Genomic DNA, 25,484 nt, shown 5'->3' with positions numbered 1-25,484 from the left:
TGAGGGTTTCATCTGACAAGTCCCCGCCGGCCGCGAACCGCTACCGCTAACATATAGGTTTAACGCTAACATATCGAAATCACGCGGTTTTCCCCCTTTCCCCACCCCGCATCCGACAGATATAGAGCCCGCGACCCCCGACATACGGCCCGAGATCGGCCCGAGACAAGGATTGCACCATGACCATCAAAGTTGGCATCAACGGATTTGGCCGCATCGGCCGCTGCACCCTCAGCCATATCGCAGCTTCGGGCCGCGATGACATCGAGGTGATCAAGGTCAATGCCACCGGCCCACTCAGCACCGCCGCCCATCTGCTGAAATACGATTCCGTCCATGGCCGTTTTCCCGGCGACGTCAGCGTCGATGACGGCTATATGAACCTCGGCCAGAACGACATTGAGATGATGTCGACCTATAACCTCGAAGAGCTCGACTGGTCGGGCTGTGACGTGGTGCTGGAATGCACGGGCAAGTTCAATGATGGCAATAAAGCCAATGTGCATCTGGAGAATGGCGCGAAACGCGTCCTGCTCTCGGCGCCTGGCAAAAACGTCGACAAGACAATCGTTTACGGCGTGAATGATGACCAGCTTGTGGCCTCCGACCGGATGATCTCCAACGGCTCCTGCACCACCAACTGCCTCGCCCCCCTGGCGAAAGTCATGCATGACGCGGTGGGCATCGAAAGCGGTCTGATGACCACGATCCACAGCTACACCGGCGACCAGCCGACGCTCGACCGCCGCCACAACGACCTCTACCGCGCCCGCGCCGCCGCCATGGCGCTGATCCCCACCTCCACTGGGGCGGCCAAAGCGCTTGGCGAAGTGCTCCCGGCGCTCAAAGGCCGGCTCGACGGCACCGCGATCCGCGTCCCCACGCCCAATGTCAGCGCCGTCGATCTGACCTTCCAGGCCAGCCGCGACGTGACGGTGGAAGAGATCAACGCCGCTGCCCGCGCCGCCGCCGATGGCCCGATGAAACGCGTGCTGGCCTATGATCCCGAGCAGAAAGTCTCGATCGACTTCAACCACACCGAAGAAAGCTGCGTCTTTGCCCCCGACCAGACCATCGTCGTCGCGGGCCGCACGGTGCGGGTGCTGGGCTGGTATGACAATGAATGGGCCTTCTCGGTGCGCATGGCCGATGTCGCCGTCGCCATGGGCCAGCTGGGCTGAGCCTTGCACGGCACGGTTGCCCCTGTAATATCAGGGGCAACCCGCCGGGAGCCCAACCATGACCAACCGCATTGCCATCGTGCTGGCCCTGCTCATCATCGCGGGGATTGTGATTGATGGCTACATCTACGGCAGCGACCATATGATCTTTCTCGGCAAGAAATTCTTCGCCCTGATCGAATGGATGGCCTTCTGGCGCTGACCTACCCAAAACGAAAAGCAGCGCCGCCTTTTGGCAGCGCCCCCCTCCTCTTCATCCTTTCAAAAATACCGAGCACAGCGCCCGCGCCGAGCGCAGGGCCCGCGCCCCCTGCACAGAGCTCTACCCTTGCGCGAACCGCTTGATCAGCTCTTCATTCACCGCCGGGGTCACGAACTTGCTGACATCCCCATTCAACCGCGCGATCTCCTTCACCAGCTTGCTCGCAATCGCCTGATGCGTGGCCTCGGCCATGAGAAACACCGTCTCAATCGAATCGTCGAGCTGCCGGTTCATGCCGACCATCTGGAATTCATATTCAAAGTCCGACACCGCGCGCAGCCCGCGCACGATAAGCTGTGCGCCCACATCCCGGGCGCAATCGATCAGCAGATTCTCGAAAGGGTGCACGACGATCTCGACCCCGGTTTCCTTGGCCAGCTGCTTGCATTCCGCTTCGATCAGCGCCACCCGTTCTTCAAGGCTGAACAGCGGGCCTTTGTCGCGGTTGATCGCGACGCCGATCACCAGCCGGTCCACCATCCGCGCGGCGCGGCGAATGATGTCGATATGGCCCAGGGTGATCGGGTCAAAAGTACCGGGGTAAAGGCCTATGCGCATTGGGGTATCCTGATTAGTGCCGCGTTGCGGCATAGCCAAGCATTTCACCGGGCCGAGCGCAACCCGGTTAGCGTTAGCAGGACCCCCTTTGGCCTGCGGCGATCAATGGCCCATGATCATGCCTTCAAGGGCCTGTTTCTCCATCGACAATTCCTGCAACTGCGCTTTGACCACATCCCCGAGCGAGATCAGCCCGACCATTTCACCATCCTCAAGCACCGGCATATGGCGGAACCGCCCGTCGGTCATCTTTTGCAGGATCGCATCTGACCGGTCATCGCGGCTACAGGTGACGAGTTTCGTGGTCATCATGCTTTCCACACTCTGTTGCAGGCAGCCCGCACCCTGACGGCCGAGTTCCCGCACGATGTCGCGCTCGGAGAGTATCCCATCCGGTGTCTTGCCATCCGCAGAGATCACCAGCGTCCCGATCTTCTTTTCCGACAACATCTTTGCCGCCTCGGAAACGGACAGCCCCGGTTTCGTCGTGACCACCTTATCATCCGGTTTGGTCTTGAGAATCTGCGATACAAGCACCTGGCGTCTCCCTCGTTGCACGGCAATCAGAGGTTCAGCGTCACCGCGAAATCCTTTTCTGTCAAGCTTTTGGCGCAGGCCGCCCCGCCGCGATCGCCTCCAGCCGCGCGGTTTCCGCCCGCAGCCCGGCCGCCAGCGCTTCGGCAAAGGCCGACAGCCGGGCATTGCGGCGGTCATCGGCATGGCGGATCAGGTAAAAGGCGCGGGTCAGGCTCACCTCCTTGGTCAAGATACGCCGCACCCCCGGCGTCGCGGGCAGCGAGAAGTCATGCGCAATGCCGATCCCCCCGCCCTGCTGGATCATCCGCACCTGCACCGAGACCGAATTCGACGCCAGCGCCACACGGTTCACGCCAAGGTCGGCGAGATAATCCAATTCCCGGTCGAAAATCATGTCAGGGATATAGCCGACCATCCGGTGATTTGGCAGATCGCTCGCGGAGGTGATCTCGGGGTGCCGCTCAAGATAGCTGTCGGCCACGGCAAGATGCAGCTTATAATCGGTTACTTTCTGCACCACCAACCGCCCCGCCGTGGGGGCGCTCACGCCAATCGCCATATCCGCCTCGCGCCGCGACAGGTTAAAGACCCGTGGCAGGGCGATGATCTGCACGTCGAGATCGGGGTTCTGCGCCGCAATCGCCGCACAGACCTGCGGCAGCAGGTAGTTCGCCGCCCCATCCGGCGCCCCGACGCGGATCTGCCCCGAGAGCCGGTCGCTCTGCGCTGGCACCCCCGCCGTCGCCGCCCGCATCGCCTGTTCGGCCTTGGTCGCCCGTTGCATCAGATCGCTGCCTGCCTCGGTCAGCGCGTAGCCCTGCGGGGATTTGACGAAAAGCACGGTCTGCAACGCCTTTTCCAGCCGCGCCATACGCCGCCCCAGCGTCGCTGGATCGAGCCGCAGCAGTTTGCCCGCCGCCGACAGGCTCTGCTCGCGCGCCACGGCCAGAAACAGCCGCAGATCATCCCAATTCTGATCCATCCGACACCCCTCAACCCGCTTTGCAAAAATGCAAGACGGTTTTGCCATCCTTCCTCTGTTCCGGTGCTTTTTGCAAGGCTATCGTGCCGCCAACCATAAAGGAGACCGATCATGCAAGAGATGACCCATTACCTGAACGGCGAACACGTCAAAGGCACCTCCGGGCGCTTTGCCGATGTGATGAACCCCGCCACCGGCGAAGTGCAGGCCAAAGTGCCGCTGGCCAATGGCGACGAGTTGAACAAAGCCGTGGAATACGCGCAGGCCGCACAGCCGAAATGGGCCGCGACCAACCCGCAGCGCCGTGCCCGCGTGCTGATGAAATTCGTCTCGCTGCTGAACCGCGACATGGACAAGCTGGCCGAGGCGCTGAGCCGCGAACATGGCAAGACCCTGCCCGACGCCGCCGGTGACGTGCAGCGGGGCCTCGAAGTGGTGGAATACTGCATCGGCGCGCCGGAACTGCTGAAAGGTGATTTCACCGACAGCGCGGGCCCCGGCATCGACATGTACTCTATGCGCCAGCCGCTGGGCGTCACCGCGGGCATCACGCCCTTCAACTTCCCCGCCATGATCCCGATGTGGATGTTCGCCCCCGCCATCGCCTGCGGCAACGCCTTCATTTTGAAGCCGTCCGAGCGTGACCCTTCCGTCCCGCTGATGCTGGCCGAACTCTTGGAAGAAGCCGGTCTGCCCAAGGGCATCATCCAGGTCGTGAACGGTGACAAGGAAGCGGTCGACGCGATCCTGCACCATGATGTGATCCAGTCGGTGGGCTTCGTGGGCTCGACCCCGATTGCCGAATATATCTATGCCACCGGCTGTGCCAACGGCAAGCGCGTGCAGTGTTTCGGTGGCGCCAAGAACCACATGATCATCATGCCCGACGCGGATATGGACCAAGCCGCCGACGCGCTGATCGGCGCGGGCTACGGTGCCGCGGGCGAACGCTGCATGGCGATCTCCGTGGCCGTGCCGGTGGGCGACGAGACCGCCGACCGTCTGATCGAAAAACTGGTGCCGCGCATCGAAAAGCTGAAAGTCGGCCCCTATACTGCGGGCAATGACGTGGACTATGGCCCCGTCGTGACCGCCGCCGCCAAGGCCAATATCGAACGTCTGGTGCAGACCGGTATCGACCAAGGTGCCGAGCTTGTCGTCGATGGGCGCGACTTCAAACTGCAGGGCTATGAAGACGGCTATTTCGTCGGCCCGCATCTCTTTGACCGCGCCACCAAGGATATGGACATCTACCAGCAGGAAATCTTTGGCCCCGTGCTGACCTGTGTCCGGGCGCAGGATTACGAAGAGGCGATCGGCCTTGCGATGGACCATGAGTATGGCAACGGCACCGCGATCTTTACCCGCGACGGCGACGCGGCGCGTGACTTTGCCAACCGCATCAACATCGGCATGGTCGGCATCAACGTGCCGATCCCGGTGCCGCTGGCCTATCACACCTTTGGCGGCTGGAAAAAATCCGTCTTTGGCGATTTGAACCAGCACGGGCCGGATGCGTTCAAGTTCTACACCCGCACCAAGACCGTGACGGCCCGCTGGCCGTCGGGCATCAAGGAGGGTGGCGAGTTCTCCATCCCGGTGATGGAGTAATCCATCACGCCGACCGCTCCCAAGCGGTCGGCCCTATTGAATGAGGTCAGCGCCATGCAAAAAGAATTCACCATCGGGATCGAAGAAGAATACCTTCTGGTCGATAGGGATTCACTGGCGCTGGCCGATGCGCCTTCGGGGTTGATGGAGGATTGCCGCAAAGATCTTGGCGATCAGGTCAGCCCCGAGATGCTGCAATGTCAGATCGAGATCGGCTCGAAACCCTGCACCACTGTGGCCGAGGCCCGCGACGACCTGCGCCATCTGCGCAGCACCATCGCCAAACATGCCGCGAAACATAACCTCGCCCCCATCGCCGTGTCCTGCCATCCGTTTTCGGATTGGAAGAACCAGGAGATCACCCATAAAGAACGCTACTCGGAGATTGAAAACGAGTTGGAAAACGTCGCCCGCCGCATGCTGAGCTGCGGGATGCATGTGCATGTTGGGATCGAGGGCGACGACCTGCGCATCGACCTGATGCCGCAGTTCTCCTACTTCCTGCCGCATCTGCTGGCGCTCTCGGCCTCCTCGCCCTATTGGCAGGGCGAAGATACCGGGCTGGCCTCCTACCGCCTTGCGGTGATGGAAAGCATGCCGCGCACCGGGCTGCCGCCGCAGTTGCACAGCTGGGGCGAATATGAGCGCAGCACCAGCGCCTTGATTGAGCTGGGGATCATTCCCGACCAGTCGAAAATCTGGTGGGACCTGCGCCCCTCGACCCATTACCCGACGCTGGAAAGCCGCATCTGTGACGTGCAACCGCGCCTGTCGCATGCGCTTGGGCTCACCGGGCTGACCCAGTCCCTCGCCCGTTTCCTGCTGCGCTTGCGCGACAGCAATCTGCGCTGGCGGGAGTATGACCGTTTCCTGATCGAAGAGAACCGCTGGCGCGCGCAGCGCTACGGGGTCAATGAGACCTTGATCGACTTTGGCGACCGAAAGCTAAAGCCCTTTGACCAGATCTTTGACGAGATCATCGCCCTGATCGCCGAAGACGCCGAAGCGCTCGGCTGTCTGGATGCGGTCTGCGCCCTGCGCGATGTCGTCGCCACGGGCACCTCGGCCGACCGCCAGCGCAAGATCTGGGCCGACGCCCCCGAGGGCAAAGGCGGTGAGGCCGTCGTCCGCCATCTGATCGAGGAATACCACGCCGACCTGTGACGCTTGTTGCGGCGCAGCGCGGCTGTTAGAATTAAACAAGTGTTCAGTTCCAAGAACACCGAGACATTCAGGGAGAAAGCCGCGATGGATTTCGCATTGAACGAAGAACAGACCGCCATTTTCGACATGGCCTATGCCTTTGGGCAGGACAATATCGCCCCCCATGCCCATCAGTGGGAAAAGGACGAGACCATCCCCAAGGAGCTTTGGCCACAGGTCGGCGAGTTGGGCTTCGGCGGGCTCTATGTCTCTGAGGAAAGCGGCGGCGCGGGGCTGACGCGGCTCGACGCCACGCTGGTTTTTGAGGCGCTCTCGATGGCCTGCCCCTCGGTCGCGGCCTTTCTGTCGATCCACAATATGTGCGCGAAAATGCTCGACACCTTTGCCGGCGACGAGATGAAAGCGCGGGTCATGCCCGGCGTACTAAGCATGAACACCGTGCTCTCCTACTGCCTGACCGAGCCGGGCTCCGGCTCCGACGCGGCGGCGCTCAAGACCCGCTGCGAACGGACCAACGACGGCTATACGCTCAATGGCACCAAGGCGTTTATTTCAGGCGGCGGCTATTCGGACGCCTATGTCACGATGGTGCGCACGTCGGATGACGGGGCCAAGGGGGTCTCGACCGTCTATGTCGAAGACGGCACGCCGGGTCTGTCCTTTGGCGGGCTTGAGGACAAGATGGGCTGGCGCAGCCAGCCCACGGCACTGGTGCAGTTTGACGATTGCAAGATCGGGGCGGAAAACCTTGTCGGCGAAGAAGGTCAGGGGTTCAAATACGCCATGGCCGGGCTTGACGGCGGACGGCTGAACATCTCGGCCTGCTCGCTTGGCGCCGCGCAGACCGCGCTCAACAAGACGCTGGAATATATGGGCGACCGCAAAGCCTTTGGCCAGCGCATCGACCAGTTCCAAGGGCTGCAATTCCGCCTTGCCGATATGGAAACCGAGTTGCAGGCCGCCCGCATCTTCCTGCGCCAAGCGGCATGGAAGCTCGACAGCGGCGCGCCGGATGCGACGAAATTCTGCGCCATGGCCAAGAAATTCGTGACCGAAACCGGCAGCAAGGTTGCCGACCAATGTCTGCAATTGCACGGCGGCTATGGCTATCTGGCCGACTACGGGATCGAGAAACTCGTGCGGGACCTGCGGGTGCATCAGATCCTTGAAGGCACCAATGAGATCATGCGCGTCATCGTCGCTCGCGACATGTTGAAGAACCGCTGAGGCCCGGCATGAGTGACATCCACATCCGCAAGACCGGCCGCGCCGGGCGCATCACCCTGACCCGACCCAAGGCGCTGAACGCGCTGAGCTATGACATGTGCCTCGCCATCGAAGAGGCGATCGACGGCTGGCGCGACGACCCAGAGGTGGCGGTGGTCGTGCTGGACGCGGAAGGCGAAAAAGCCTTCTGCGCCGGCGGCGACGTGGCGCAGCTCTACCAGACCGGCAAGGATGGCGACTTCGGTTTTGCCCGCCGCTTCTGGGCCGATGAATACCGGCTTAACATGAAGCTGCACGGCTACCCGAAACCGGTGATCTCCTTCATGCAGGGGTTTACCATGGGCGGCGGCGTTGGCATCGGCTGCCACGGCTCGCACCGGGTCGTGGGCGAAAGCAGCAAGATCGCCATGCCGGAATGCGGCATCGGCCTTGTCCCAGACGTCGGCGGCACCTTGCTGCTGGCGCAGGCGCCGGGGCGGATGGGCGAATACCTCGGCACCACCGGGGCGCGGATGGGACCGGCGGATGTGCTGCACGCAGGCTTTGCCGATTACTACATCCCCGAAGCCGACTGGCCCGCGCTCCTCGCGCAGCTTGAGGAGAACGGCGATCCTTTCATCCTCGACAAGGCCGCGACACCGCCGCCACCGGGAAGACTGGCTGAGGTGCAAACGGAGATAGACCAGCTTTTCGCCGGGGAGACCCTGCAAGAGGTCACCGAGGCGGTGAGCGAGGCCGACGGCGACTTTGCCGCCGAGACCCTCAAATCCCTGCGCCGGGGCTCGCCGCTTTCCATGGCCTGCACCATCGAGATGCTGCGCCGCCTGCGCGGCCCCGGCATCGGCATGGCCCCCGCCTTGCAACAGGAATACCGCTTTACCTATCGGGCGATGGAGCGCGGCGATTTCCTTGAGGGCGTCCGCGCGGCGATCATCGACAAGGACCGCAACCCGCAGTGGCAGCATCAAAGTGCGGTTCCGCAGGCCGATGTCGAGGCCATGCTTGCGCCCTTGGGCGATAACGAATTGAAGTTGGAGGAAAATACATGAGCAAACTCACAATCGGTTTCATCGGTCTGGGCAATATGGGCGGCCCGATGGCGGCGAACCTTGCCGCCGCGGGCCATACCGTCCGCGGCAATGATGTGGCGGGCACCACGGCCGAAGGCGTGGCCGAAGCGGCCACCATCGCCGATGCGGTTGAGGGCGCCGATGTTGTCATCACCATGCTGCCCAACGGCGCGATCCTGCGCCAGGTGGCCGAGGAGGCGATTGCCAATATGTCCCCCGGCGCGCTGCTGGTGGATTGCTCCACCGTCGATGTCGAAAGCGCGCGCCATGTGGCCGACGCCGCTGAGAAAGCCGGGCTGCTCTTCGTCGACGCCCCTGTTTCCGGCGGCATCGGTGGCGCGCAGGGCGGCACGCTGACCTTCATGGCGGGCGGGACCGAACCCGCCTTCAAAAAGGCCGAACCTCTGTTCGACATCATGGGCCAAAAGGCCGTGCATTGCGGCGACGCGGGCGCGGGCCAGGCGGCGAAGATCTGCAACAATATGATCCTCGGCGCCACGATGATCGCCACCTGCGAGGCCTTTGCCCTGGCCGATAAGCTCGGGCTCGACCGCGCGCGGATGTTTGATGTGGTCAGCACCTCTTCGGGCTATTCATGGTCGATGAACGCCTATTGCCCCGCCCCCGGCGTCGGCCCCAAGTCGCCAGCGGATAACGACTACACCCCGGGTTTTGCGGCGGAACTGATGCTGAAAGACCTCGGCCTGTCGCAGCAAGCCGCGGAAATGGCCAATGCGGACACGCCGATGGGCGCGCTGGCGCGGGAGCTCTACCAGCGTTTTGTGGAAGAGGAAGGCGGCAAGGGCAAAGATTTCTCTGCCATGCTGCCCCGTTTCGAAAAGCGCGGCTGGGGCGGTTAACCACACACTTGTGGAACGGCTCCACACAGGCTTATCGCCAAGCGATGGCGGCGCTTATTCCGCCGCCATCTTTTGTTTGGTCAACATTGGCTTGAGGTATTTACCGGTATAGCTTTCGGCAACCTCTGCCACCTTTTCGGGCGTGCCTGTGGCGACCACACGACCGCCCCCATCGCCGCCCTCGGGGCCGATATCGATAATATGATCCGCGGTTTTAACCACATCCAGATTGTGCTCGATCACCACGACCGAATTGCCCTGATCGACCAATTCATGCAGCACTTCCAAAAGCTTACGCACGTCTTCGAAATGCAGGCCGGTGGTTGGCTCATCGAGGATATAGAGCGTCCGCCCGGTCGAGCGTTTGCTCAACTCCTTACTCAGCTTCACCCGCTGCGCCTCGCCCCCAGACAGAGTGGTGGCCTGTTGGCCAACCTTGATATAGCCCAGACCGACACGCATCAGCGCATCCATCTTCTCGCGGATCGATGGCACCGCGGCAAAGAATGACTGCGCATCTTCTACAGTCATATCAAGCACATCGGCGATGCTCTTGCCCTTGAAACGCACCTCCAGCGTCTCCCGGTTGTAGCGCGCGCCCTTACAGGTTTCGCATTCGACATAGACATCCGGCAGGAAGTGCATCTCGATCTTGATGACCCCGTCGCCCTGACAGGCTTCGCAGCGCCCGCCCTTGACGTTAAAGCTGAACCGGCCCGGCTTGTAACCTCGGGCTTTCGCCTCTGGCAGCCCCGCGAACCAATCTCGGATCGGGGTGAAAGCCCCCGTGTAAGTCGCTGGATTCGAACGCGGAGTCCGGCCAATCGGGCGTTGGTCAATGTCGATAACCTTGTCGAGATGCTCCAAGCCTTTGATGGTCTGACAGGGCGCCGGCGTCTGTCGCGCTCCATTCAGGTTCATCGACGCGGTCTTGAACAGGGTTTCAATGGTGAGGGTCGACTTCCCCCCGCCCGAAACGCCCGTCACACAGACGAATTTGCCAAGCGGGAAATCCACCGTCACATTCTGAAGGTTGTTCCCCGTCGCCTTGACGACCTGAACCTTCTTCTTGTTCCCCTTGCGCCGTTTGGCCGGAACCGAGATCTCGCGCAGACCGGTAAGGTATTGGCCCGTCACGGAATTCGGGTCATGCGCCACCTGATCAGGGGTGCCGTGGCTCACCACCTGCCCGCCGTGAACCCCCGCGCCCGGGCCAATGTCAAAGACATAGTCAGCCTCGCGGATCGCCTCCTCATCATGCTCGACCACGATCACCGTATTGCCCTGGTCCCGCAGGTTCTTGAGCGTGTCGAGAAGCCGGTCATTGTCGCGCTGGTGCAGGCCGATCGACGGTTCGTCCAACACATAGAGCACCCCGGTCAAACCAGAGCCGATCTGGCTCGCCAATCGGATACGCTGGCTCTCGCCGCCACTTAAAGTACCACTTGAACGTGACATCGTAAGATACTCAAGACCCACGTTATTCAGGAATCCAAGCCGCTCTCGAATCTCCTTCAAAATGGCACGTGCGATCTCGTTTTTCTGCTCAGTCAGATGCTCCGGAACGGATTTGCACCAATCATAGGCCTCACGGATCGACATCTCGACGACCTTGCCGATGTGCAGCAGCTCATCCTCGCCGCCCTCGCTTGGCCCGATCCGCACGGCAAGCGCCTCAGGCCGCAGCCGGTAGCCGTGGCAGGTGCCGCAGGGGCGGTTATTCTGATAGCGCTCAAACTCTTCGCGCACCCAATTGCTGTCGGTCTCGCGATAGCGGCGTTTCATATTGGGGATGACGCCCTCGAAGACGCGCTTGACCTCATAAACCCGGCCACCCTCGTCGTAGCGGAAGGTGATTTCTTCCTTCCCGGAACCGCGCAGGAATACTTCCTGCACATGTTCCGGCAGGTCTTTCCACCGGGTTTTCTGGTCAAAATTGTAATGTTTCGCAATGGCTTCGATAGTTTGCTTAAAGTAAGGCGATTTGCCCTTGCGCCAGGGTGCCAAGGCGCCGTCATACACTTTGAGGTTCTGGTCCGGCACGATCAGACGCTCGTCGAAAAACAGCTCAACCCCCAGCCCATCGCAGGACGGGCAAGCGCCAAAGGGGGCGTTGAAAGAGAACAGCCGCGGCTCAATCTCAGGGATCGTAAAGCCACTGACCGGACAGGCGAATTTCTCGGAGAAGGTGAACCGCTCCGGCTCGCCGTCATTTGGCGCGGTCTCCAGAATGGCGATCCCGTCCGCCAGATCAAGCGCCGTACGCAGGGAATCCGCCAGCCGCGTTTCCAAGCCTTCGCGCACGACGATGCGATCGACCACCACGTCAATGTCATGGCGGAATTTCTTGTCCAAGGTCGGCGGTTCATCAAGGTCATAAAAGGCCCCGTCGACCTTTACCCGTTGAAAGCCCTGCTTGCGCAGTTCGACAAACTCTTTGCGGTACTCACCCTTGCGGTCGCGGATCATGGGCGCGAGCAGATAGGCGCGTGTCCCCTCCTCCATGGTCATAATCCGGTCGACCATATCCTGCACCTGCTGCGCCTCAATCGGCTTGCCGGTGGCGGGGCTGTAGGGGGTGCCGACCCGCGCGAACAAGAGGCGCATATAGTCGTAGATTTCGGTCACCGTGCCGACGGTGGAACGCGGGTTCTTGGAGGTGGTTTTCTGTTCGATCGAAATCGCCGGGCTCAGACCGGAAATATGGTCCACATCCGGTTTTTGCATCATGTCGAGGAACTGCCGCGCATAGGCGGAGAGCGATTCCACATAGCGCCGCTGGCCTTCGGCATAGATCGTATCGAACGCGAGGCTCGACTTGCCCGAACCAGAAAGCCCAGTGATCACAACCAGTTGGTCGCGCGGGATATCCACATCAATGTTCTTTAGGTTGTGTTCGCGCGCGCCGCGCACTTCGATATTCTTTAGCTCAGCCATCACATGCCCCTCTTAACGATTTGTACATAGGTGCTGATGCAGTGTTTTCCAACGGGAAAGTGAGAACTAAACAGGAACGCGCCCAGAGCGGCGGGCCGCCGCCATAAGGAGATGTACCACAAGCCCCAAAAGGAAAGCCCCACCCGCCAAGAGCGGCAGCGCTGACGCGCCGATTGAGGCGAGGCCGAAGGCCATGATCGGGGTGCCGATGCTATTGCCCAGATTGCCCATCTGCGCCATGGCCCCATTGGCCTGCGCCTGTGCGGCGGCGCCCTGATTAAGCTGCGGGACAGCGGCAAAACTGGCGCCCTGGATCAGCCCCATCGCAGCGGCCAGCGCGAGGCAGGCCAAAGGCGCGCCGGGGCTGACCCAGAGCCAGCCCATGGAGAGCGCCGAGAGGCCAAAGCCCCATTGCACCACCGTGACCGCAGGCAAGCGGCGCAGCAGGGCAACGCCAAGGGTCATAGAGACCGCGATGCTGGTCAAAGGCATGGCCGCCATCACCGGCGCGCGCCAAACCGCGTCCAGATAGGGCGGAAGGACAGTTAGAATGGAGACGAAGCTGAAGGTATAGAACAGCCAGCCCGCCGCAGGCGCCGCAAGGAATGGGGACCGGTATATGGTGAGGTGATCTTCTAGGATCTGAGGGAGGGAAAAGGCCGGCTGTGGGCTCTCTATTGGCAAGCGCCGCAGGCTGGAGGTCAGGACCATAGCACAGGCGGCCATATAGAGCGCATGCGCCGCGAACAGCGCGGGCAGCCCCCATGCGAGGGCCAGAGGGCGGCCCAGAAGGGCAAGCGCGGCAAAGGCCACGCCAAAGAAAGTGCCCCAGAGCGTCAGGGTAAAGCCCCGATCCCGCGGGGCGCTGAGCTGTGCGATGAGCGTCGGCGCGGCGACCACGATGGCCAGATGCGACAGGCCTTCCAGCAGGCGGCTGGCCAGCATCCAGCCGAAACCGGGGGTGAGCGCCTGAAAAGCGGAGACCGCCGCCCCGAGCCAAAGCGCCGACAGCAGCGCCCGCCGATAGCGGATACGCGCGACGACAAGCCCCGCCACGACCCCAAGGAGTATGCCGACCCCGCCGACCAGCGAAACCAAGAACCCAAGCGCGGCACCGGCCTCGGGGTAAAGCCCCGGCAAGAGGTCAAAGACCACGCTCATCTTGCCATATTGCGCCGCCGCGCCCAGCCCGGCGGCCCAAAGCGCAAAGACGCGCAGGAATGAGGTGGTTTCAGCCATCGCCGTCGCTAGGCTATTTGTGCCGCGCCGCGCGACATGGCGGGGTCAAGGCTAATTGGCTCACCGGGCTGGCAATACAGAGGCGGGATCAGGGCAACCTGCGCGCCCCTATCGCCATCGGGTCCGGCGACTGGCCCCGCGCAGGTGGCATATTTCGGACAGGCGTGGGGGATCGAGCTTTCAGGCTGAATGCGACCGGCAAACGGGCCTGAAACGCCAGTCGCCCTGACAATCTGCGCCAACCGCCGAACCATCTGGCGGCGGGGGCTGTGCCTCATGACAGGCGAAAGACTGACCATCGCGGGCTCCTGAAATGCCGCCACTGGGCGGTACGGCCCTAGCCAAAACACGCAGGACCGCCCGGCCCGACTGTCTTACATATGGATCACGCGGTCAAAGGCGTCGAGCACCGATTCATGCATCATCTCGCTCAACGTCGGATGCGGGAAGACGGTGTTCATCAGGTCTTCTTCGGTGGTTTCCAATTGGCGACCGACGACATAGCCCTGGATCAGCTCCGTCACCTCGGCCCCGACCATATGCGCGCCGAGCAATTCGCCCGTCTTGGCGTCGAAGATGGTTTTGACCAACCCCTCAGGCTCGCCCAAAGCCACCGCCTTGCCATTGCCGATAAAGGGGAAACGCCCAATCTTGACGTCATAGCCCTGCTCTTTCGCCTTGGCTTCGGTCAACCCGACCGAGGCGACCTGGGGGTGGCAATAGGTGCAACCGGCGATGCTTTCAGGTTTGACGGGATGCGGTTTCTGGCCTGCGATCAATTCGGCGACCATCACCCCTTCGTGGCTGGCTTTATGCGCCAGCCAAGGTGCGCCTGCGATGTCGCCGATGGCATAGAGACCCTCGACCCCGGTGCGGCAATATTCATCGGTCACCACATGGGTGCGGTCGACTTTGACGCCAAGCTCTTCCAGCCCCAGACCTTCGGTATTGCCGACGATGCCGACGGCAGAGATCACGGTGTCGAACTCAAGCTTCTCGACCTTGCCATTGCGTTCGATTTGGGCGGTGACCTTGTCGGCGGCCCGGTCCAGTTTCTTGACCGTGGCCTTTTGCAGGATGGTCATGCCCTGTTTCTCGAACGCCTTTTTCGCGAATTTCGAGATCTCTTCGTCTTCGACCGGCAGCACACGGTCCATCACCTCGACCACGGTCGTGTCGGCGCCGAGGGTGTTGTAGAAGCTCGCGAATTCGATGCCGATGGCGCCGGAGCCAATGACCAGCAGTTTCTTGGGGTCGTGCGCAGGTTGAAGCGCGTGGCGGTAGGTCCAGACACGTTTGCCATCCGCCTCAAGCCCCGGCAATTCGCGGGCGCGGGCGCCAGTGGCCAGCACGATGTTCTTGGCCGTCAACTCTTCGCTGCCCTTGTCGGTCTTAACGTCGACCTTCCCCTTCGCGGGGATCGAGGCCTCGCCCATAAAGACTTCGACCTTGTTCTTCTTCAGCAGATGTTTGACCCCGCCTTCCATTTGTTTGGCCACCCCGCGCGAGCGTTTGACGACCGCGTCGAGATCATAGTCGATCTTATCCGCCGCCAGACCGAAATCCTTGGCGCGGTGCATCAGGTGAAAGACTTCGGCAGAGCGCAGCAGTGCCTTGGTCGGGATACAGCCCCAGTTCAGGCAGATGCCGCCGAGATTTTCCCGTTCGACCACCGCGACCTTGAGGCCAAGCTGGGCGCCACGGATCGCGGCGACATAGCCGCCCGGCCCCGCACCGATCACGATCAGATCAAAGGATTTGGCAGCCATGGCACGGACCTCGCGTTAGGGTTTGCAAATATAGTTTACCGCTAAACCATATTTGCAATCGCCACAACCACGGGCTTATTCCCGGGCCCGCTTTTGCGCTCAGGCGGCCTTGGCTGTCTGGAGGTCTTTCACCGTCTTACCGTAGCCCCCCTGTTCGAGATAGCTCAATTCCTGGGCGGTAAAGCTGCGCGACAACGCTTCGTTCCGGTAGGGAAAGCGCCCGAACTGCCGGATGACTTCGCGGTGGGCGCGGGCGTGAAGCATGTTGTTCTCGCCGCTTTTCGGCATCCGCTCGCACATCAGCCGCACGCAACGCTCCTGATCGCAGAGGTTTTCGGAATGCATCAGCGGCATGTAGAAGAACTGCCGCGCGGGCTCCTCGACGCGCATGTCCCAGCCCTTGTCGATGGCGAGCTTGGCGGCGGCGAGCCCCTGTTTGTCGCTGGCAAAGGCTTTGCCGGTATCGCGGAACATATTGCGCGGGAATTGGTCGACCAGAATGATAAAGGCCAGCGCCCCCTTAGCATGGGTCAACCAATGGGCAAGCTTGCCGGCCTGCGCCGCCTCCCACGTATCTGCAAACCGCTCGCGCAGGGTGGCATCCAGTTCGGCGGTGCTGTTGTACCAGTCAGAGGGGGTCACCTCCTCCAACCAGAATTTCAATACATCATCGGGTCGAATCTCTGTGCCAGTCATCCTGCGCTCTCCTCTGCCGTGCGTCGGCCTATGCCGTGGTTCAGGCTTATGTCCAAGGTTAAGAACGGTTTAACCCGAAAGCCCAGTCACGAATTGTATCAACAGCGACATAGTTATCGCTATCAGGGGACGTTTTTCTCCAAGGCGTCCTTTTCCCCCGCCTCGGTCTCCTCCGCGTCCTGTTCTGATTCAATGGCATATTCCTGTGCGATCTCCACAGCCACGCGGGTGGCTGAGGGGTAGATCGGCACGTAGTTGCCGGTCTCGTCGACCGGAACCGCGGCGCGCTGTGTCTTACGATAGGAGGCATAGCCCGCCAGCGCGGCAAAGAGCACGGCGGTAAAGAGATAGAAGCCCCCGGGGCCAAGCGCCGTGCCCATCATCCAACCGGTGATGACAGGCCCCAGAACCGCGCCCAAGCCGTTGATAAATATCATCCCGCCCGAGGCAGAGGCCATGTCCTCATGCTCCAGAAAGTCATTGGTGTGGGCCATGAGCAGCGAATAGAGCGGGTTCGACATGCCGCCCACCAGAAAGGCCGTGGCGAGCAGGATCGGAAAGATATGGCCGAGCGTCATGCCGATGACCGAGCCGATGCCGCCGAGGGTTGCTACGATCACGATCAGACTGCGGCGGTCCATGCGGTCCGAGATCCAGCCGATCGGATATTGCAGGATCACCGAGCCCACGAAGAACATGGCGACAAAAAGTGAAATCTGCCCGACGCTCAGTCCGGCCTCGGCGCCGTAAACCGCGGCCATGCCGAACTGGGCCGAGAACACCCCGCCCAGAAGGAACATGCCAACACAGCCCAAAGGCGAAAAATCCATCAATTCGCGCAGGCTCATCGGTTTGGTGGTGTCAAAGGGCGGTGTCGGGCTGATCGACAAAAGGATCGGCGTCACCGCGATGCTCACCAGGACCGAGGGGATCACGAAGAGCACAAAGCCCGAGGGGTCGGCGGTGAGCAGCAGCGCCTGGGCGATCACGATGCCCAGGGTCTGAACGATCATATAGGCCGAGAGCGCCTGGCCCCGGTTTTCATTGGTGGCGGCGTTATTGAGCCAGCTTTCGGCGGTGACATAGACGGCAGAGAAGCAAAAGCCGATCAGCACCCGGCCGAGCGACCAGACCACCGTGTTCGGAAACGTGGGATAGATGATCATCACCGCCGAGATCAGCGAGGCCAGCGCGGCAAAGACCCGCACATGGCCGACCCGGCGGATCATCCCCGGCGCCATTCGCGAGCCGCCAAGAAAGCCCAGAAAATAGGCCGACATGACAATCGACATCTGCAGGGTTGAGAACCCTTCGATGCCGCCCCGGATACCCAGCAATGTGCCCTGCATGCCGTTGCCGACCATCAGCAGACACATGCCCAGCAAAAGCGCCCATGCGCTTGAAACCACTTGAATCATTTGGCCGTTTCCTTGTTCGCCCCGGCCCTCCCATGAACCCCTATTGCAGGCTAGTCACCCCCTGTTACGACATTCAAGCGGGTTTTTGCGTCTCGGGCAGCAGAAGGGAGGAATCGCCATAGGAAAAGAAGCGGTATTTCTCGGCGATGGCATGGGCATAGATGTCTTTGATCGCCTGCACGCCCATCAGGGCCGAGACCAGCATCATCAGGGTGGATTTGGGCAGGTGGAAATTCGTCATCAACCCGTCGGTCACGTTAAAGGTGAAGCCCGGCGTGATGAAAATATCCGTGTCGCCTTCCCAAGCCGCAATCTCGCCGCCCCGCGCGGCGGTCTCGATCAGGCGCAGCGCTGTCGTGCCCACCGGGATCACCCGTCCCCCTGCGGCGCGGGTGGCGGTGATCTCTTCGGCGGCCTTGGCGCTGACCTTGCCCCATTCGGCGTGCATCTTGTGTTCCGAAATGTCGTCGACCTTGACCGGCAGAAAGGTGCCCGCGCCGACATGCAGGGTGACATGGCTGAAGTCGACGCCCTTCTCGGCAAGCGCCGCGAGCAGCGGCTCGTCGAAATGCAGCGAGGCCGTGGGCGCGGCGACCGCCCCGGCGTGGCGGGCAAAGACGGTTTGATAGTCGGTCTTGTCCTGCGCATCCGCCGCGCGTTTGGCGGCGATATAAGGCGGCAGCGGCATCGCCCCGGCGGCATTGAGCGCCGCGTCGAAATCATCGCCCGTGCAGTTGAATCGCAGATGCCCCTGCCCGTCCTCCACCGCCTCCAGCGTGGCGCGCAACGCGTCGGAGAAGATCACCTCCTCGCCCAGCTTCAGCTTGCGCAGCGGTTTGATCAGCGCCGACCATGTGCCATCGCCGCGCGGCTCCAAGAGGGTCACTTCGATCTTGGCCTGCACATTGCCCTGGGCCGAGGCGCGGTGGCGCAGGCCCGAAAGCCGCGCCGGGATCACCCGCGTGTCATTCAGCACCAGCCGGTCCCCGGGGCGCAGCCAGTCGGTAAGGTCGGTCACCCGCCGGTCGTGCAGCACCGCGCCCTCGGCCACCAGCAGCCGCGCCGAGGAGCGCGGATTGGCGGGGCGTGTGGCGATCAGGTCTTCGGGCAGATCGAAATCAAAGTCAGAGAGTTTCATGGCGGCATCCCGGCTGGCTGGCGGCATCTGTCGCCCCGGCGCTTAGCGGTCCTCTGGCACCCGGGCAACCGGATTCGCTTGGCCGCGCACCTCCGGCAGGCGCGGCGGCGGGCGGCGGAACAGCTCGCGGAACATGCCGGGCGTCAGCACCGACAGCGGGTTGACCGAAACCGCCGGCTGTTTCGCCGGGCCGGTCAGCCGGTAGTTAAAGCCGATCAACCCCTCGCCCTTGCGGGTGAAGAGCGATCCGATCCCGTTGAACAGATAGACCGGAGAGATCACCCCCTGCATGTCAATCACCCCCTCATCCAGCGCATAGATCCCGTCCATCGACAGCCCCATCGACGCGCCCACGGCGCTGGCCTGGGTCAGCACCAGCCGGTTCGGGGTGAGACGAAAACTCGCCTCCACATCGTCGAAATAGATGCCGTCCCCGTTCAACTCATTGACCAGCCCGACGACAGAGACCGCGTTCAGCAGCGCGGCGATGGCCGGGGCATCCTTGATCCGCACGTCGTCGACGTTGAGCTGCCCGTCAAAGGCACCGCCGGCGCCCACGGGCAAGAGCGTCAGCGACAGGTTCCCCCCCACCACCTGCGTCACCAGCCCGGCCGAGCGCAGCACACCGCCGGCATCCTCCGAGACCACCCGCACCGCGCTGCGCCCGCCCTGCGGCAAGAGCCGCCCCTGCACCGGGGTGCCGCCGTTGAGCCGCGCGCGAAAGGCGCCGTCCATCCCCTTGGCGGTGTCGAAACTGCCCGTCACATCGGTGAGGTAGATCGTGTCGGTGATCTGCAACCGGTCGAGCCGCACCTGCATCGGCGGGCCGGGCTGCCCCCCGGCGGAGGGGCCGAACTCCGCCCGGCGCATGTCCAGCGTGCCGCCGCCCAGAACGACCTGAAGCGGATTGCCCTTGCCCTGCCCCAGCAGATCCACCGGAATGTCCAGCCAATCGCCCCGCCGCAGCCGGTCGATCCGCACCCGGTCCAGCGATCCATCCGCCTTGAGCGCAATCGACCCTGCCAGCCGCAGCCCCGGGGCGGTAAGCTGCACCGCTTCGATCTCCGGCGTCTGGCCCAAACGCCCCGCGATGCGCAGCGCGCCCTTGGTGGCGGGCGCCTTGGACCAGGACAGCTGGGGGATGGAGATGCCGAGCCCCGCAAGATCGCTTTCCAAGGTGAAACGCGGCGGCGTGTTCTTTTTCAGATCAAGCGTGATCTGCCCCTCGGTGCTGCCCCGAACGCTGCCCGGCGGCAGGGCAATGCCAAAGGCGTCGAGCGCGGCAGGGTCCAGCGCCACCTGCCCCGTCAACCGGCTCTCATCCGACCCCGGCCCGATCTCCTGCGCCCATTGCCCGTCAAAGGCGACCCCGTCGATCAGCCCCGCCCCGCCGATGCTGACCCGGTCATTGTCCGCCGTGATCGTCATCTTGCGCGCCCGCAGGCTGCGGCCCTTGACCAGCGTGTCACTGGCGAGGGACAGCAGATCGCCCGCCACGTGATAGCGCACATCCGAGGGCTTGCCGCCCTTTTTCAGCGGCAGCGCCAGCGTGCCGCTGAGCACCGCCTCCCCATCTGCCAGGGTGACCGGCAGCCCGGCCTTGTCCATCACCTGCAACGGCGGCTGGTTCAGCAGCGACAGCGCGGCGGTGAGGGTCGAGCGGGTGTTGAGCCGGATCACCGCCGGGCTGCCATCTTTGACGCGCACATCGGGGATGATGAAGGACGAACCTTCGAGCGCCACCGCCCCCCCCTGCGGCGCGATCACCTCGCCCCCGTCCACGGTGACGACAAGCCGGTTGTCGAGCAGGCTCATATGGCCGCGGCCTTCGGTGATATGCGGCCAAGTCTTGAGAAAGCGCACCTCGGCCCCGGAATAGTCAAAGGCCACATAGGTCTGCGGCGCCTCCCCCGGGGCGGCGCGCAGGGCGAGGTCGAGGTTGCGCATCTCGCCAGCGTAAAGGTTCTCTTGCAGCCATTTCCGGCTCTTGGGCTTCACCCCCTTGGGCCAGAACGCCAAGAGCCTGTCGGGTTTGAGCGCATTCATCGCCCCGTCCAGCGCCAGCCGCCAACCGTCCGGCGCGGCGGCCAAAGTGCCGTCCAGCCGCAGGGTCCGCGGCCCGTCGCGCATTTCCAACCGGCCAAGGCTCAGGCGGAAGGGGTTGAGGCTGAGCTGAAAGTCGATGTCGGCCTGATCCAGCGCCACCGGTTCGGGATAGACGTCTTTCGGGTTCGCCTTGAGGTCGCGCAGGGTGAACTGCCCCGTCAGCTTGCCCGGAATCCCCCCCGCCACAGCGCCCAATTGCGCCGTGCCCGTGACCTGCCCCGACACCCATTTGCTGTCGAGCGACATCTCATCAAAGCGCAGGGTTTGCTGCGCGGGGTTGTAGCTGAAATAGCTATGCGCCCCGTCAAAGGGGATCGGCTTGGTCTGGGCATTGGGTTGCAAGGCGCCCGCGCCGATCTGCAGGCTGGCGTTGATCGGCGCAAACTGGCCGCTGCTGTCGATCCCGCTGCGCACCGCGCCCGAGATCGGCGCATTCAGCACCTCTAGCCAAGAAAACGCCGGCCCCTGTGCTGCGATGTCACCCGCCGCGATATCGTCGAATGTGACACCGAAGGTCGCCGCGTTCTGGCCGATGCGGCTGCTGTAATTGGCCGAAAGCGTCGCCACCCCGGCGCCGCCGCTGAGCACCGCGAGGTCTGCCGAGAGGTCGAGCTGCGCCCCCTCGCGCGACAGCCGCAGCCGCCCGCCATCGCCGGTCCAGGCGCGGCCCGCGCGGGCGTCTTCAAAGCGCAGCGTGAGCGCGCGCAATTCGACCGAGCGCAGCCGGGACAGCGCGGGCGCGGCGAGCAGCTTGTCGATCTCCCCGATCAACTCGGGCAGGGTCGCGGCCTCGCGCTCGGGCGGCGCGATCCCGGCCCCGGCGCTCAGGCTGACCCGCCCATCCGCCCCGCGGCGCAGTTGGGCCACCACGCCCGAGAGCGAAATCTCACGCGGCTGCGCCACCCCGTTGAGCAAGGCGCGCATCGACAGGCTGGCCTTGATCTCGTTGAAACTCACGATCTCATCGCCCTCGGGCGTGGATACGGAAATGTCCTGCAACCGCACCCGGGGCCGCCAGCCTTCGTCAACGACAAATTCCATACCGCCGAACCGAACCCGCGCCTGCGGCAATTCGCTGGCGATCCGGGTCTCGATACGCTCTTGCACCCAAAGCGGGGCGGGAATCGTGCGCCCGGTGAAATAGACCGCCGCCGCCGTGGCCAATGCCGCCAGCAGCACCAGCGCCGCCAAGGACAGCAGCCCCGCACGGCGCAAAGGCCGGCGGGGCGCGCGCGCCTTGCCGGTCGGCTCGGGCGGAGGGGGAAGGGGCGCGTCGCTCATCGGGCTCCGGTTCGGCTGAGGCGGCTTTGACGTTGTCAAATCAGGTGCAGTATGACAGCCCTCAACGATGCTCTACAAGCCAAAGGAACTGTGTCATGTCTCAGATCGGCCCGCAGCCCGGCCAACCGGCCCCGGATTTCACCCTGCCCGTCACCGGCGGCGGCGAGATCACCCTTTCGGCGCTGCGCGGCAGCCCCGTGGTGCTGTTCTTTTACCCGCGCGATGACACGCCCGGCTGCACCAAGGAATCGATCGGCTTTTCCGAGCGTCTGGCCGCCTTTGCCGAGGCCGGCGTGCAGGTCTTTGGCATCTCGCGCGACAGTATGGACAAACACGACAGGTTCGCCGCGAAACACGCGCTGACCGTGCCGCTTCTGTCCGATACCGATGGCGCGGTGACGGAGGCCTATGGCGTCTGGGTCGAGAAGAACATGTATGGCAAGAAATCCATGGGGATCGAACGCGCGACCTATTTGATCGACGCCGAGGGGGAGATCGCGCAGGTCTGGCGCAAAGTGAAAGTGCCGGGCCATGTGGACGCGGTGCTCGACGCGGTGCGCGGCTCATGATGCCGCTGGCGGAAATGGCCGAGGCGGTGCTGCGCACGGCGGATGGGCGCGAGAAAACGGCGCTGTCGCGGGACTATGCGGCGCAGTGGCTTTCGGCCCGCGCCGCAGGCGAACGCCCCGAGGTGGGCCGCGCCGATCCGCCGCTGCACCCTGCCCGGCCCGCCAAGCCCGAACTGCTCTCCCCCCGCGAGGTGCCGCGCCGCCGCCCCGGCACGCCCGAAGGCCGCGCGGCGCTCCTGCATGCCGTGGCGCATATCGAGTTGAACGCGGTGGACCTGCATTGGGACGTGATCGCGCGGTTTTCCCATGTGCCGCTGCCGCTGGGATTCTATGACGATTGGGTCAAGGCCGCCGACGACGAATCGAAACATTTCAACCTGATGTGCGACTGTCTTGAAGAGATGGGCAGCCATTACGGCGCCCTGCCTGCCCATGCCGGCATGTGGCGCGCCGCCGAAGACACGGTGGAGGATCTGATGGGCCGGCTTGCCGTGGTGCCCATGGTGCTGGAGGCGCGCGGGCTGGACGTGACGCCCGGGATGATCGAGATTTTCCGCAAGGCAAAGGCCGAGAGCGCGGTGGCCGCACTAGAGACGATCTATGCCGAGGAAGTCGCCCATGTGGCCTATGGCAGCAAGTGGTTCCACTTCCTCTGCGGGCGCCATGATGAAGACCCGAAAGACCGCTTTCACGCCCTTGTGCGCAAGTATTTCCACGGCGATCTGAAACCGCCGTTCAACGAGGAAAAGCGCGCCGAGGCGGGAATCCCCCCGGACTTTTACTGGCCCCTGACCGCGGGCGCTGAACCGGCCCCAAGCTGAGCCAAAACGGCAAGTGCTTGGTATCGGCGGATTTTTGCCACTGCGGTCCCCCATAGGCGGAGTCCCGAGCGCTGCGGAGTGTTGCTGAGGACCAACAGGGTTGCCCCCTTGTGCTTGGCTGGCTATTGACGTTCGGGACGCGGGCGCGGGAAGTGGACGCCCCCTCGCGGCGACGGGACGGGATAAGGACAATAACGTGCGCACACGGCTTGCCATCAAGACCAATGCTTTGCTTGAGCATTATTTCCCCGAACGCCGAGTCTTTCTGAAATCTGACAGCGATACCCGATTCATTCGCCTGCGCCCGGCAACCCAGGTGATTGGCTTTGCCGGTTCTGCCTTTCTGGTCTCCTGGGCGATTATCGCCACCGCGATCGTTCTGATGGACAGCATCGGGTCCGGCAATTTCCGCGAACAGGCCAAACGCGACCAGCGCACCTATCAGGCGCGGCTCAATGAACTGTCCGCCCAGCGTGACCTGCGCGCCGAAGAGGCGCTTGCCGCGCAGGACCGTTTCAATGCGGCGCTGAAGCAGATTTCCGTCATGCAGTCCGAACTGCTGTCGTCTGAAACCCGCCGCCGGGAGTTGGAAACCGGGATCGAGGTGATTCAATCCACCCTGCGCGACACGATGAAAGACCGCCAGAGCGCGCGTCTGAAACTGGCCGAATTGCAGGGCAGCATCGAGAATGGCGAGGCCGGCAGCCCCCGCGCGGATGCCAACCAGGCGCCGGTTGATTTTCTGGCACAGGCTTTGGCGCGCACCGCCGCCGAGCGCGACAAGGTCGTCGTCGATGCGCAGGATGCGCTGTTGCAGGCCGATGAAATGGCGCAGGAAATCGCTTTGATGCGGGATCAGAACGACGCGATCTTCCGCCAGCTGGAAGAGGCGATGAGCGTCTCCGTGGCGCCTCTGGACAAGATGTTCCGCAGCGCCGGCATGCCGACCGACCGGATTCTCGCCACCGTGCGCCGGGGCTATTCCGGTCAGGGCGGCCCGATGACGCCGCTGTCCTTCACCACCCGGGGCGAAGAGCTGAGCGCCGACACCCGCCGCGCCAACAAGCTGCTGGACCAGATGGACCGGCTGAACCTCTACCGCATCGCCGCTGAAAAAGCGCCCTTTGCCAACCCGGTGAAAAACGCCTTCCGCTTCACCAGCCAGTTCGGCTATCGCCGCGACCCCAAGACCGGCGGGCGCCGCATGCATAAGGGCGTTGACTTTGCCGCCGGCATGGGCACGCCGCTCTATTCCACCGCCGATGGGGTGGTCACCCATGCGGGCTGGTCCTCGGGCTATGGCAGGCTGGTCAAGATCCAGCATGAGTTTGGCATCGAGACCCGCTACGCCCATATGTCCAAGCTTCGCGTGAAAGTTGGTCAAAGAGTCTCGCGCGGGCAACATATCGGTGATATGGGTGCCTCAGGACGGGTCACCGGTGTTCATCTCCACTATGAAGTCCGCGTAGGTGGCAAAGCTGTCAATCCCATGATCTATATCAAGGCTGCAAACGATGTTTTCTAAAAGCAAAATCAATGATCCCGCGCCCAGTGATGCCGATGCCAACAAGCCGGCCTCTTCCGGTCATGCAGCGGCCCCTGCCGCGCCAAAGCAGAGCGAATTCAAGGCCAGCGCCCCTAAGGCCAAGCCGCCTGCCTCGGTTCTGTCGTCGGATCTGCATGTCACCGGCAATATGAAAACCACCGGCGACGTTCAGGTCGAAGGCACGGTCGAAGGCGACATCCGCGCGCATTTGCTGACCATCGGTGAGACCGCGACGATCAAGGGCGAAGTGGTTGCCGATGACGTGGTGATCAATGGCCGTATCGTGGGCCGTGTCCGTGGCCTCAAGGTGCGCCTGACATCGACCGCGCGGGTCGAGGGGGACATCATCCACAAGACCATCGCGATCGAATCCGGCGCGCATTTCGAAGGCTCTGTGCAGCGTCAGGACGACCCGCTGAACCCCGGCGCGAAATCTGCCCCGGCGCAGAAGCCGAACCCCGCTTCTTGAGCATCGGGTAAGCCGGAACAACCGACGGGCGTCGCAGATCACT

21 protein-coding genes are annotated in these 25,484 nt (G+C 63.1%); 11 read left to right on the top strand and 10 right to left on the bottom strand.

The window, feature by feature from the left end; all coding sequences use genetic code 11:
* Positions 1 to 179: 179 nt before the first annotated feature.
* Together gap and AB4M76_RS08675 are read left to right on the top strand one after the other, a co-directional pair.
* On the top strand, positions 180 to 1,181 hold the full coding sequence (gene gap / locus AB4M76_RS08680) for a type I glyceraldehyde-3-phosphate dehydrogenase (RefSeq protein WP_368441425.1): 1,002 nt from the start codon (positions 180 to 182) through the stop codon (positions 1,179 to 1,181).
* A 58-nt stretch (positions 1,182 to 1,239) separates the two neighbouring features.
* Positions 1,240 to 1,383 carry a hypothetical protein gene (locus AB4M76_RS08675; RefSeq protein ID WP_368441424.1) on the top strand — a complete coding sequence of 48 codons (144 nt, stop codon included), beginning with the start codon at positions 1,240 to 1,242 and terminating at the stop codon, positions 1,381 to 1,383.
* A 120-nt stretch (positions 1,384 to 1,503) separates the two neighbouring features.
* On the opposite strand, the gene coaD is transcribed toward AB4M76_RS08675, so the two are convergent.
* The 3 genes from coaD to AB4M76_RS08660 all read right to left on the bottom strand — a co-directional run bounded on the left by coaD (position 1,504) and on the right by AB4M76_RS08660 (position 3,520).
* On the bottom strand, positions 1,504 to 2,001 hold the full coding sequence (gene coaD, locus AB4M76_RS08670; protein WP_368441423.1) for a pantetheine-phosphate adenylyltransferase: 498 nt from the start codon (positions 1,999 to 2,001) through the stop codon (positions 1,504 to 1,506).
* Between the two features lie 102 nt (positions 2,002 to 2,103).
* Positions 2,104 to 2,538: a CBS domain-containing protein gene (locus tag AB4M76_RS08665; RefSeq protein ID WP_368441422.1), complete on the bottom strand. Its 435-nt coding sequence runs from the start codon at positions 2,536 to 2,538 to the stop codon at positions 2,104 to 2,106.
* Between the two features lie 61 nt (positions 2,539 to 2,599).
* Positions 2,600 to 3,520, bottom strand: coding sequence for a LysR family transcriptional regulator (locus tag AB4M76_RS08660; RefSeq protein ID WP_368441421.1), 921 nt, complete (start codon positions 3,518 to 3,520; stop codon positions 2,600 to 2,602).
* A gap of 111 nt (positions 3,521 to 3,631) precedes the next feature.
* Between AB4M76_RS08660 and AB4M76_RS08655 the strand changes: the two genes are divergently transcribed.
* The 5 genes from AB4M76_RS08655 (at position 3,632) to mmsB (ending at position 9,452) form a co-directional block, all read left to right on the top strand.
* Positions 3,632 to 5,131, top strand: a complete 1,500-nt coding sequence (locus AB4M76_RS08655) for a CoA-acylating methylmalonate-semialdehyde dehydrogenase (RefSeq protein WP_368441420.1) — start codon at positions 3,632 to 3,634, stop codon at positions 5,129 to 5,131.
* Between the two features lie 54 nt (positions 5,132 to 5,185).
* Entirely contained in the window at positions 5,186 to 6,295 is a 1,110-nt protein-coding gene (locus tag AB4M76_RS08650) for a carboxylate-amine ligase (RefSeq protein WP_368441419.1), read from the top strand.
* 84 nt (positions 6,296 to 6,379) lie between these two features.
* A complete protein-coding gene (locus AB4M76_RS08645) occupies positions 6,380 to 7,522 on the top strand; it encodes an acyl-CoA dehydrogenase family protein (RefSeq protein ID WP_368441418.1) in 1,143 nt (380 codons plus the stop codon).
* Positions 7,523 to 7,530: 8 nt separating this feature from the next.
* Positions 7,531 to 8,571 carry an enoyl-CoA hydratase/isomerase family protein gene (locus tag AB4M76_RS08640; protein WP_368441417.1) on the top strand — a complete coding sequence of 347 codons (1,041 nt, stop codon included), beginning with the start codon at positions 7,531 to 7,533 and terminating at the stop codon, positions 8,569 to 8,571.
* The gene (mmsB, locus tag AB4M76_RS08635) at positions 8,568 to 9,452 is read left to right on the top strand and encodes a 3-hydroxyisobutyrate dehydrogenase (protein WP_368441416.1); all 885 of its coding nucleotides are present in this window, start codon (positions 8,568 to 8,570) and stop codon (positions 9,450 to 9,452) included. The genes AB4M76_RS08640 and mmsB overlap by 4 nt, the downstream gene beginning before the upstream one ends.
* 54 nt (positions 9,453 to 9,506) lie before the next feature.
* Here the strand turns inward: mmsB and uvrA are convergent, their stop codons facing one another.
* From uvrA to AB4M76_RS08600, 7 genes are all read right to left on the bottom strand, one after another.
* Complete coding sequence (gene uvrA / locus AB4M76_RS08630; protein ID WP_368441415.1) at positions 9,507 to 12,389, bottom strand: excinuclease ABC subunit UvrA; 2,883 nt, start codon at positions 12,387 to 12,389, stop codon at positions 9,507 to 9,509.
* A gap of 66 nt (positions 12,390 to 12,455) precedes the next feature.
* Positions 12,456 to 13,628, bottom strand: coding sequence for an MFS transporter (locus tag AB4M76_RS08625; protein ID WP_368441414.1), 1,173 nt, complete (start codon positions 13,626 to 13,628; stop codon positions 12,456 to 12,458).
* A 374-nt stretch (positions 13,629 to 14,002) separates the two neighbouring features.
* Complete coding sequence (gene lpdA / locus AB4M76_RS08620; protein WP_368441413.1) at positions 14,003 to 15,397, bottom strand: dihydrolipoyl dehydrogenase; 1,395 nt, start codon at positions 15,395 to 15,397, stop codon at positions 14,003 to 14,005.
* Between the two features lie 99 nt (positions 15,398 to 15,496).
* A complete protein-coding gene (locus AB4M76_RS08615) occupies positions 15,497 to 16,093 on the bottom strand; it encodes a DUF924 family protein (RefSeq protein ID WP_368441412.1) in 597 nt (198 codons plus the stop codon).
* A gap of 122 nt (positions 16,094 to 16,215) precedes the next feature.
* Positions 16,216 to 17,511, bottom strand: a complete 1,296-nt coding sequence (locus tag AB4M76_RS08610) for an MFS transporter (protein WP_368441411.1) — start codon at positions 17,509 to 17,511, stop codon at positions 16,216 to 16,218.
* 73 nt (positions 17,512 to 17,584) lie between these two features.
* Positions 17,585 to 18,649: a tRNA preQ1(34) S-adenosylmethionine ribosyltransferase-isomerase QueA gene (queA, locus tag AB4M76_RS08605; RefSeq protein WP_368441410.1), complete on the bottom strand. Its 1,065-nt coding sequence runs from the start codon at positions 18,647 to 18,649 to the stop codon at positions 17,585 to 17,587.
* A 42-nt stretch (positions 18,650 to 18,691) separates the two neighbouring features.
* The gene (locus AB4M76_RS08600) at positions 18,692 to 22,036 is read right to left on the bottom strand and encodes a DUF3971 domain-containing protein (protein WP_368441409.1); all 3,345 of its coding nucleotides are present in this window, start codon (positions 22,034 to 22,036) and stop codon (positions 18,692 to 18,694) included.
* A 95-nt stretch (positions 22,037 to 22,131) separates the two neighbouring features.
* Here AB4M76_RS08600 and AB4M76_RS08595 point away from each other — a divergent pair, with 95 nt between their 5' ends.
* From AB4M76_RS08595 to AB4M76_RS08580, 4 genes are all read left to right on the top strand, one after another.
* Positions 22,132 to 22,605 (top strand): peroxiredoxin, encoded by a 474-nt coding sequence (locus AB4M76_RS08595; protein ID WP_368441408.1) that lies wholly within the window; start codon positions 22,132 to 22,134, stop codon positions 22,603 to 22,605.
* Positions 22,602 to 23,426 (top strand): ferritin-like domain-containing protein, encoded by an 825-nt coding sequence (locus tag AB4M76_RS08590; protein ID WP_368441407.1) that lies wholly within the window; start codon positions 22,602 to 22,604, stop codon positions 23,424 to 23,426. The genes AB4M76_RS08595 and AB4M76_RS08590 overlap by 4 nt, the downstream gene beginning before the upstream one ends.
* A gap of 196 nt (positions 23,427 to 23,622) precedes the next feature.
* Positions 23,623 to 24,951, top strand: coding sequence for a DUF5930 domain-containing protein (locus AB4M76_RS08585; protein ID WP_368441406.1), 1,329 nt, complete (start codon positions 23,623 to 23,625; stop codon positions 24,949 to 24,951).
* Entirely contained in the window at positions 24,941 to 25,441 is a 501-nt protein-coding gene (locus AB4M76_RS08580) for a polymer-forming cytoskeletal protein (RefSeq protein ID WP_368441405.1), read from the top strand. The genes AB4M76_RS08585 and AB4M76_RS08580 overlap by 11 nt, the downstream gene beginning before the upstream one ends.
* Positions 25,442 to 25,484: the final 43 nt, after the last annotated feature.

The sequence above is a fragment of the Sulfitobacter sp. PS-8MA genome, assembly GCF_040933935.1.
Classification (GTDB): domain Bacteria; phylum Pseudomonadota; class Alphaproteobacteria; order Rhodobacterales; family Rhodobacteraceae; genus Sulfitobacter.
The sequence above is the reverse complement of the archived record's forward strand: the minus strand, read 5'-3'. Positions and strand labels throughout refer to the sequence as shown.

Excerpts from the sequence above, each read along its gene's own strand:
- AB4M76_RS08615 (WP_368441412.1), bottom strand. The coding sequence starts at position 16,093 with ATGACTGGCACAGAGATTCGACCCGATGATGTATTGAAATTCTGGTTG.
- AB4M76_RS08650 (WP_368441419.1), top strand. The coding sequence starts at position 5,186 with ATGCAAAAAGAATTCACCATCGGGATCGAAGAAGAATACCTTCTGGTC.
- AB4M76_RS08590 (WP_368441407.1), top strand. The coding sequence starts at position 22,602 with ATGATGCCGCTGGCGGAAATGGCCGAGGCGGTGCTGCGCACGGCGGAT.
- queA (WP_368441410.1), bottom strand. The coding sequence starts at position 18,649 with ATGAAACTCTCTGACTTTGATTTCGATCTGCCCGAAGACCTGATCGCC.
- uvrA (WP_368441415.1), bottom strand. The coding sequence starts at position 12,389 with ATGGCTGAGCTAAAGAATATCGAAGTGCGCGGCGCGCGCGAACACAAC.
- AB4M76_RS08660 (WP_368441421.1), bottom strand. The coding sequence starts at position 3,520 with ATGGATCAGAATTGGGATGATCTGCGGCTGTTTCTGGCCGTGGCGCGC.
- AB4M76_RS08675 (WP_368441424.1), top strand. The coding sequence starts at position 1,240 with ATGACCAACCGCATTGCCATCGTGCTGGCCCTGCTCATCATCGCGGGG.
- lpdA (WP_368441413.1), bottom strand. The coding sequence starts at position 15,397 with ATGGCTGCCAAATCCTTTGATCTGATCGTGATCGGTGCGGGGCCGGGC.
- AB4M76_RS08625 (WP_368441414.1), bottom strand. The coding sequence starts at position 13,628 with ATGGCTGAAACCACCTCATTCCTGCGCGTCTTTGCGCTTTGGGCCGCC.
- gap (WP_368441425.1), top strand. The coding sequence starts at position 180 with ATGACCATCAAAGTTGGCATCAACGGATTTGGCCGCATCGGCCGCTGC.
- AB4M76_RS08640 (WP_368441417.1), top strand. The coding sequence starts at position 7,531 with ATGAGTGACATCCACATCCGCAAGACCGGCCGCGCCGGGCGCATCACC.
- AB4M76_RS08580 (WP_368441405.1), top strand. The coding sequence starts at position 24,941 with ATGTTTTCTAAAAGCAAAATCAATGATCCCGCGCCCAGTGATGCCGAT.
- AB4M76_RS08595 (WP_368441408.1), top strand. The coding sequence starts at position 22,132 with ATGTCTCAGATCGGCCCGCAGCCCGGCCAACCGGCCCCGGATTTCACC.
- AB4M76_RS08645 (WP_368441418.1), top strand. The coding sequence starts at position 6,380 with ATGGATTTCGCATTGAACGAAGAACAGACCGCCATTTTCGACATGGCC.
- AB4M76_RS08610 (WP_368441411.1), bottom strand. The coding sequence starts at position 17,511 with ATGATTCAAGTGGTTTCAAGCGCATGGGCGCTTTTGCTGGGCATGTGT.
- coaD (WP_368441423.1), bottom strand. The coding sequence starts at position 2,001 with ATGCGCATAGGCCTTTACCCCGGTACTTTTGACCCGATCACCCTGGGC.
- mmsB (WP_368441416.1), top strand. The coding sequence starts at position 8,568 with ATGAGCAAACTCACAATCGGTTTCATCGGTCTGGGCAATATGGGCGGC.
- AB4M76_RS08655 (WP_368441420.1), top strand. The coding sequence starts at position 3,632 with ATGCAAGAGATGACCCATTACCTGAACGGCGAACACGTCAAAGGCACC.
- AB4M76_RS08600 (WP_368441409.1), bottom strand. The coding sequence starts at position 22,036 with ATGAGCGACGCGCCCCTTCCCCCTCCGCCCGAGCCGACCGGCAAGGCG.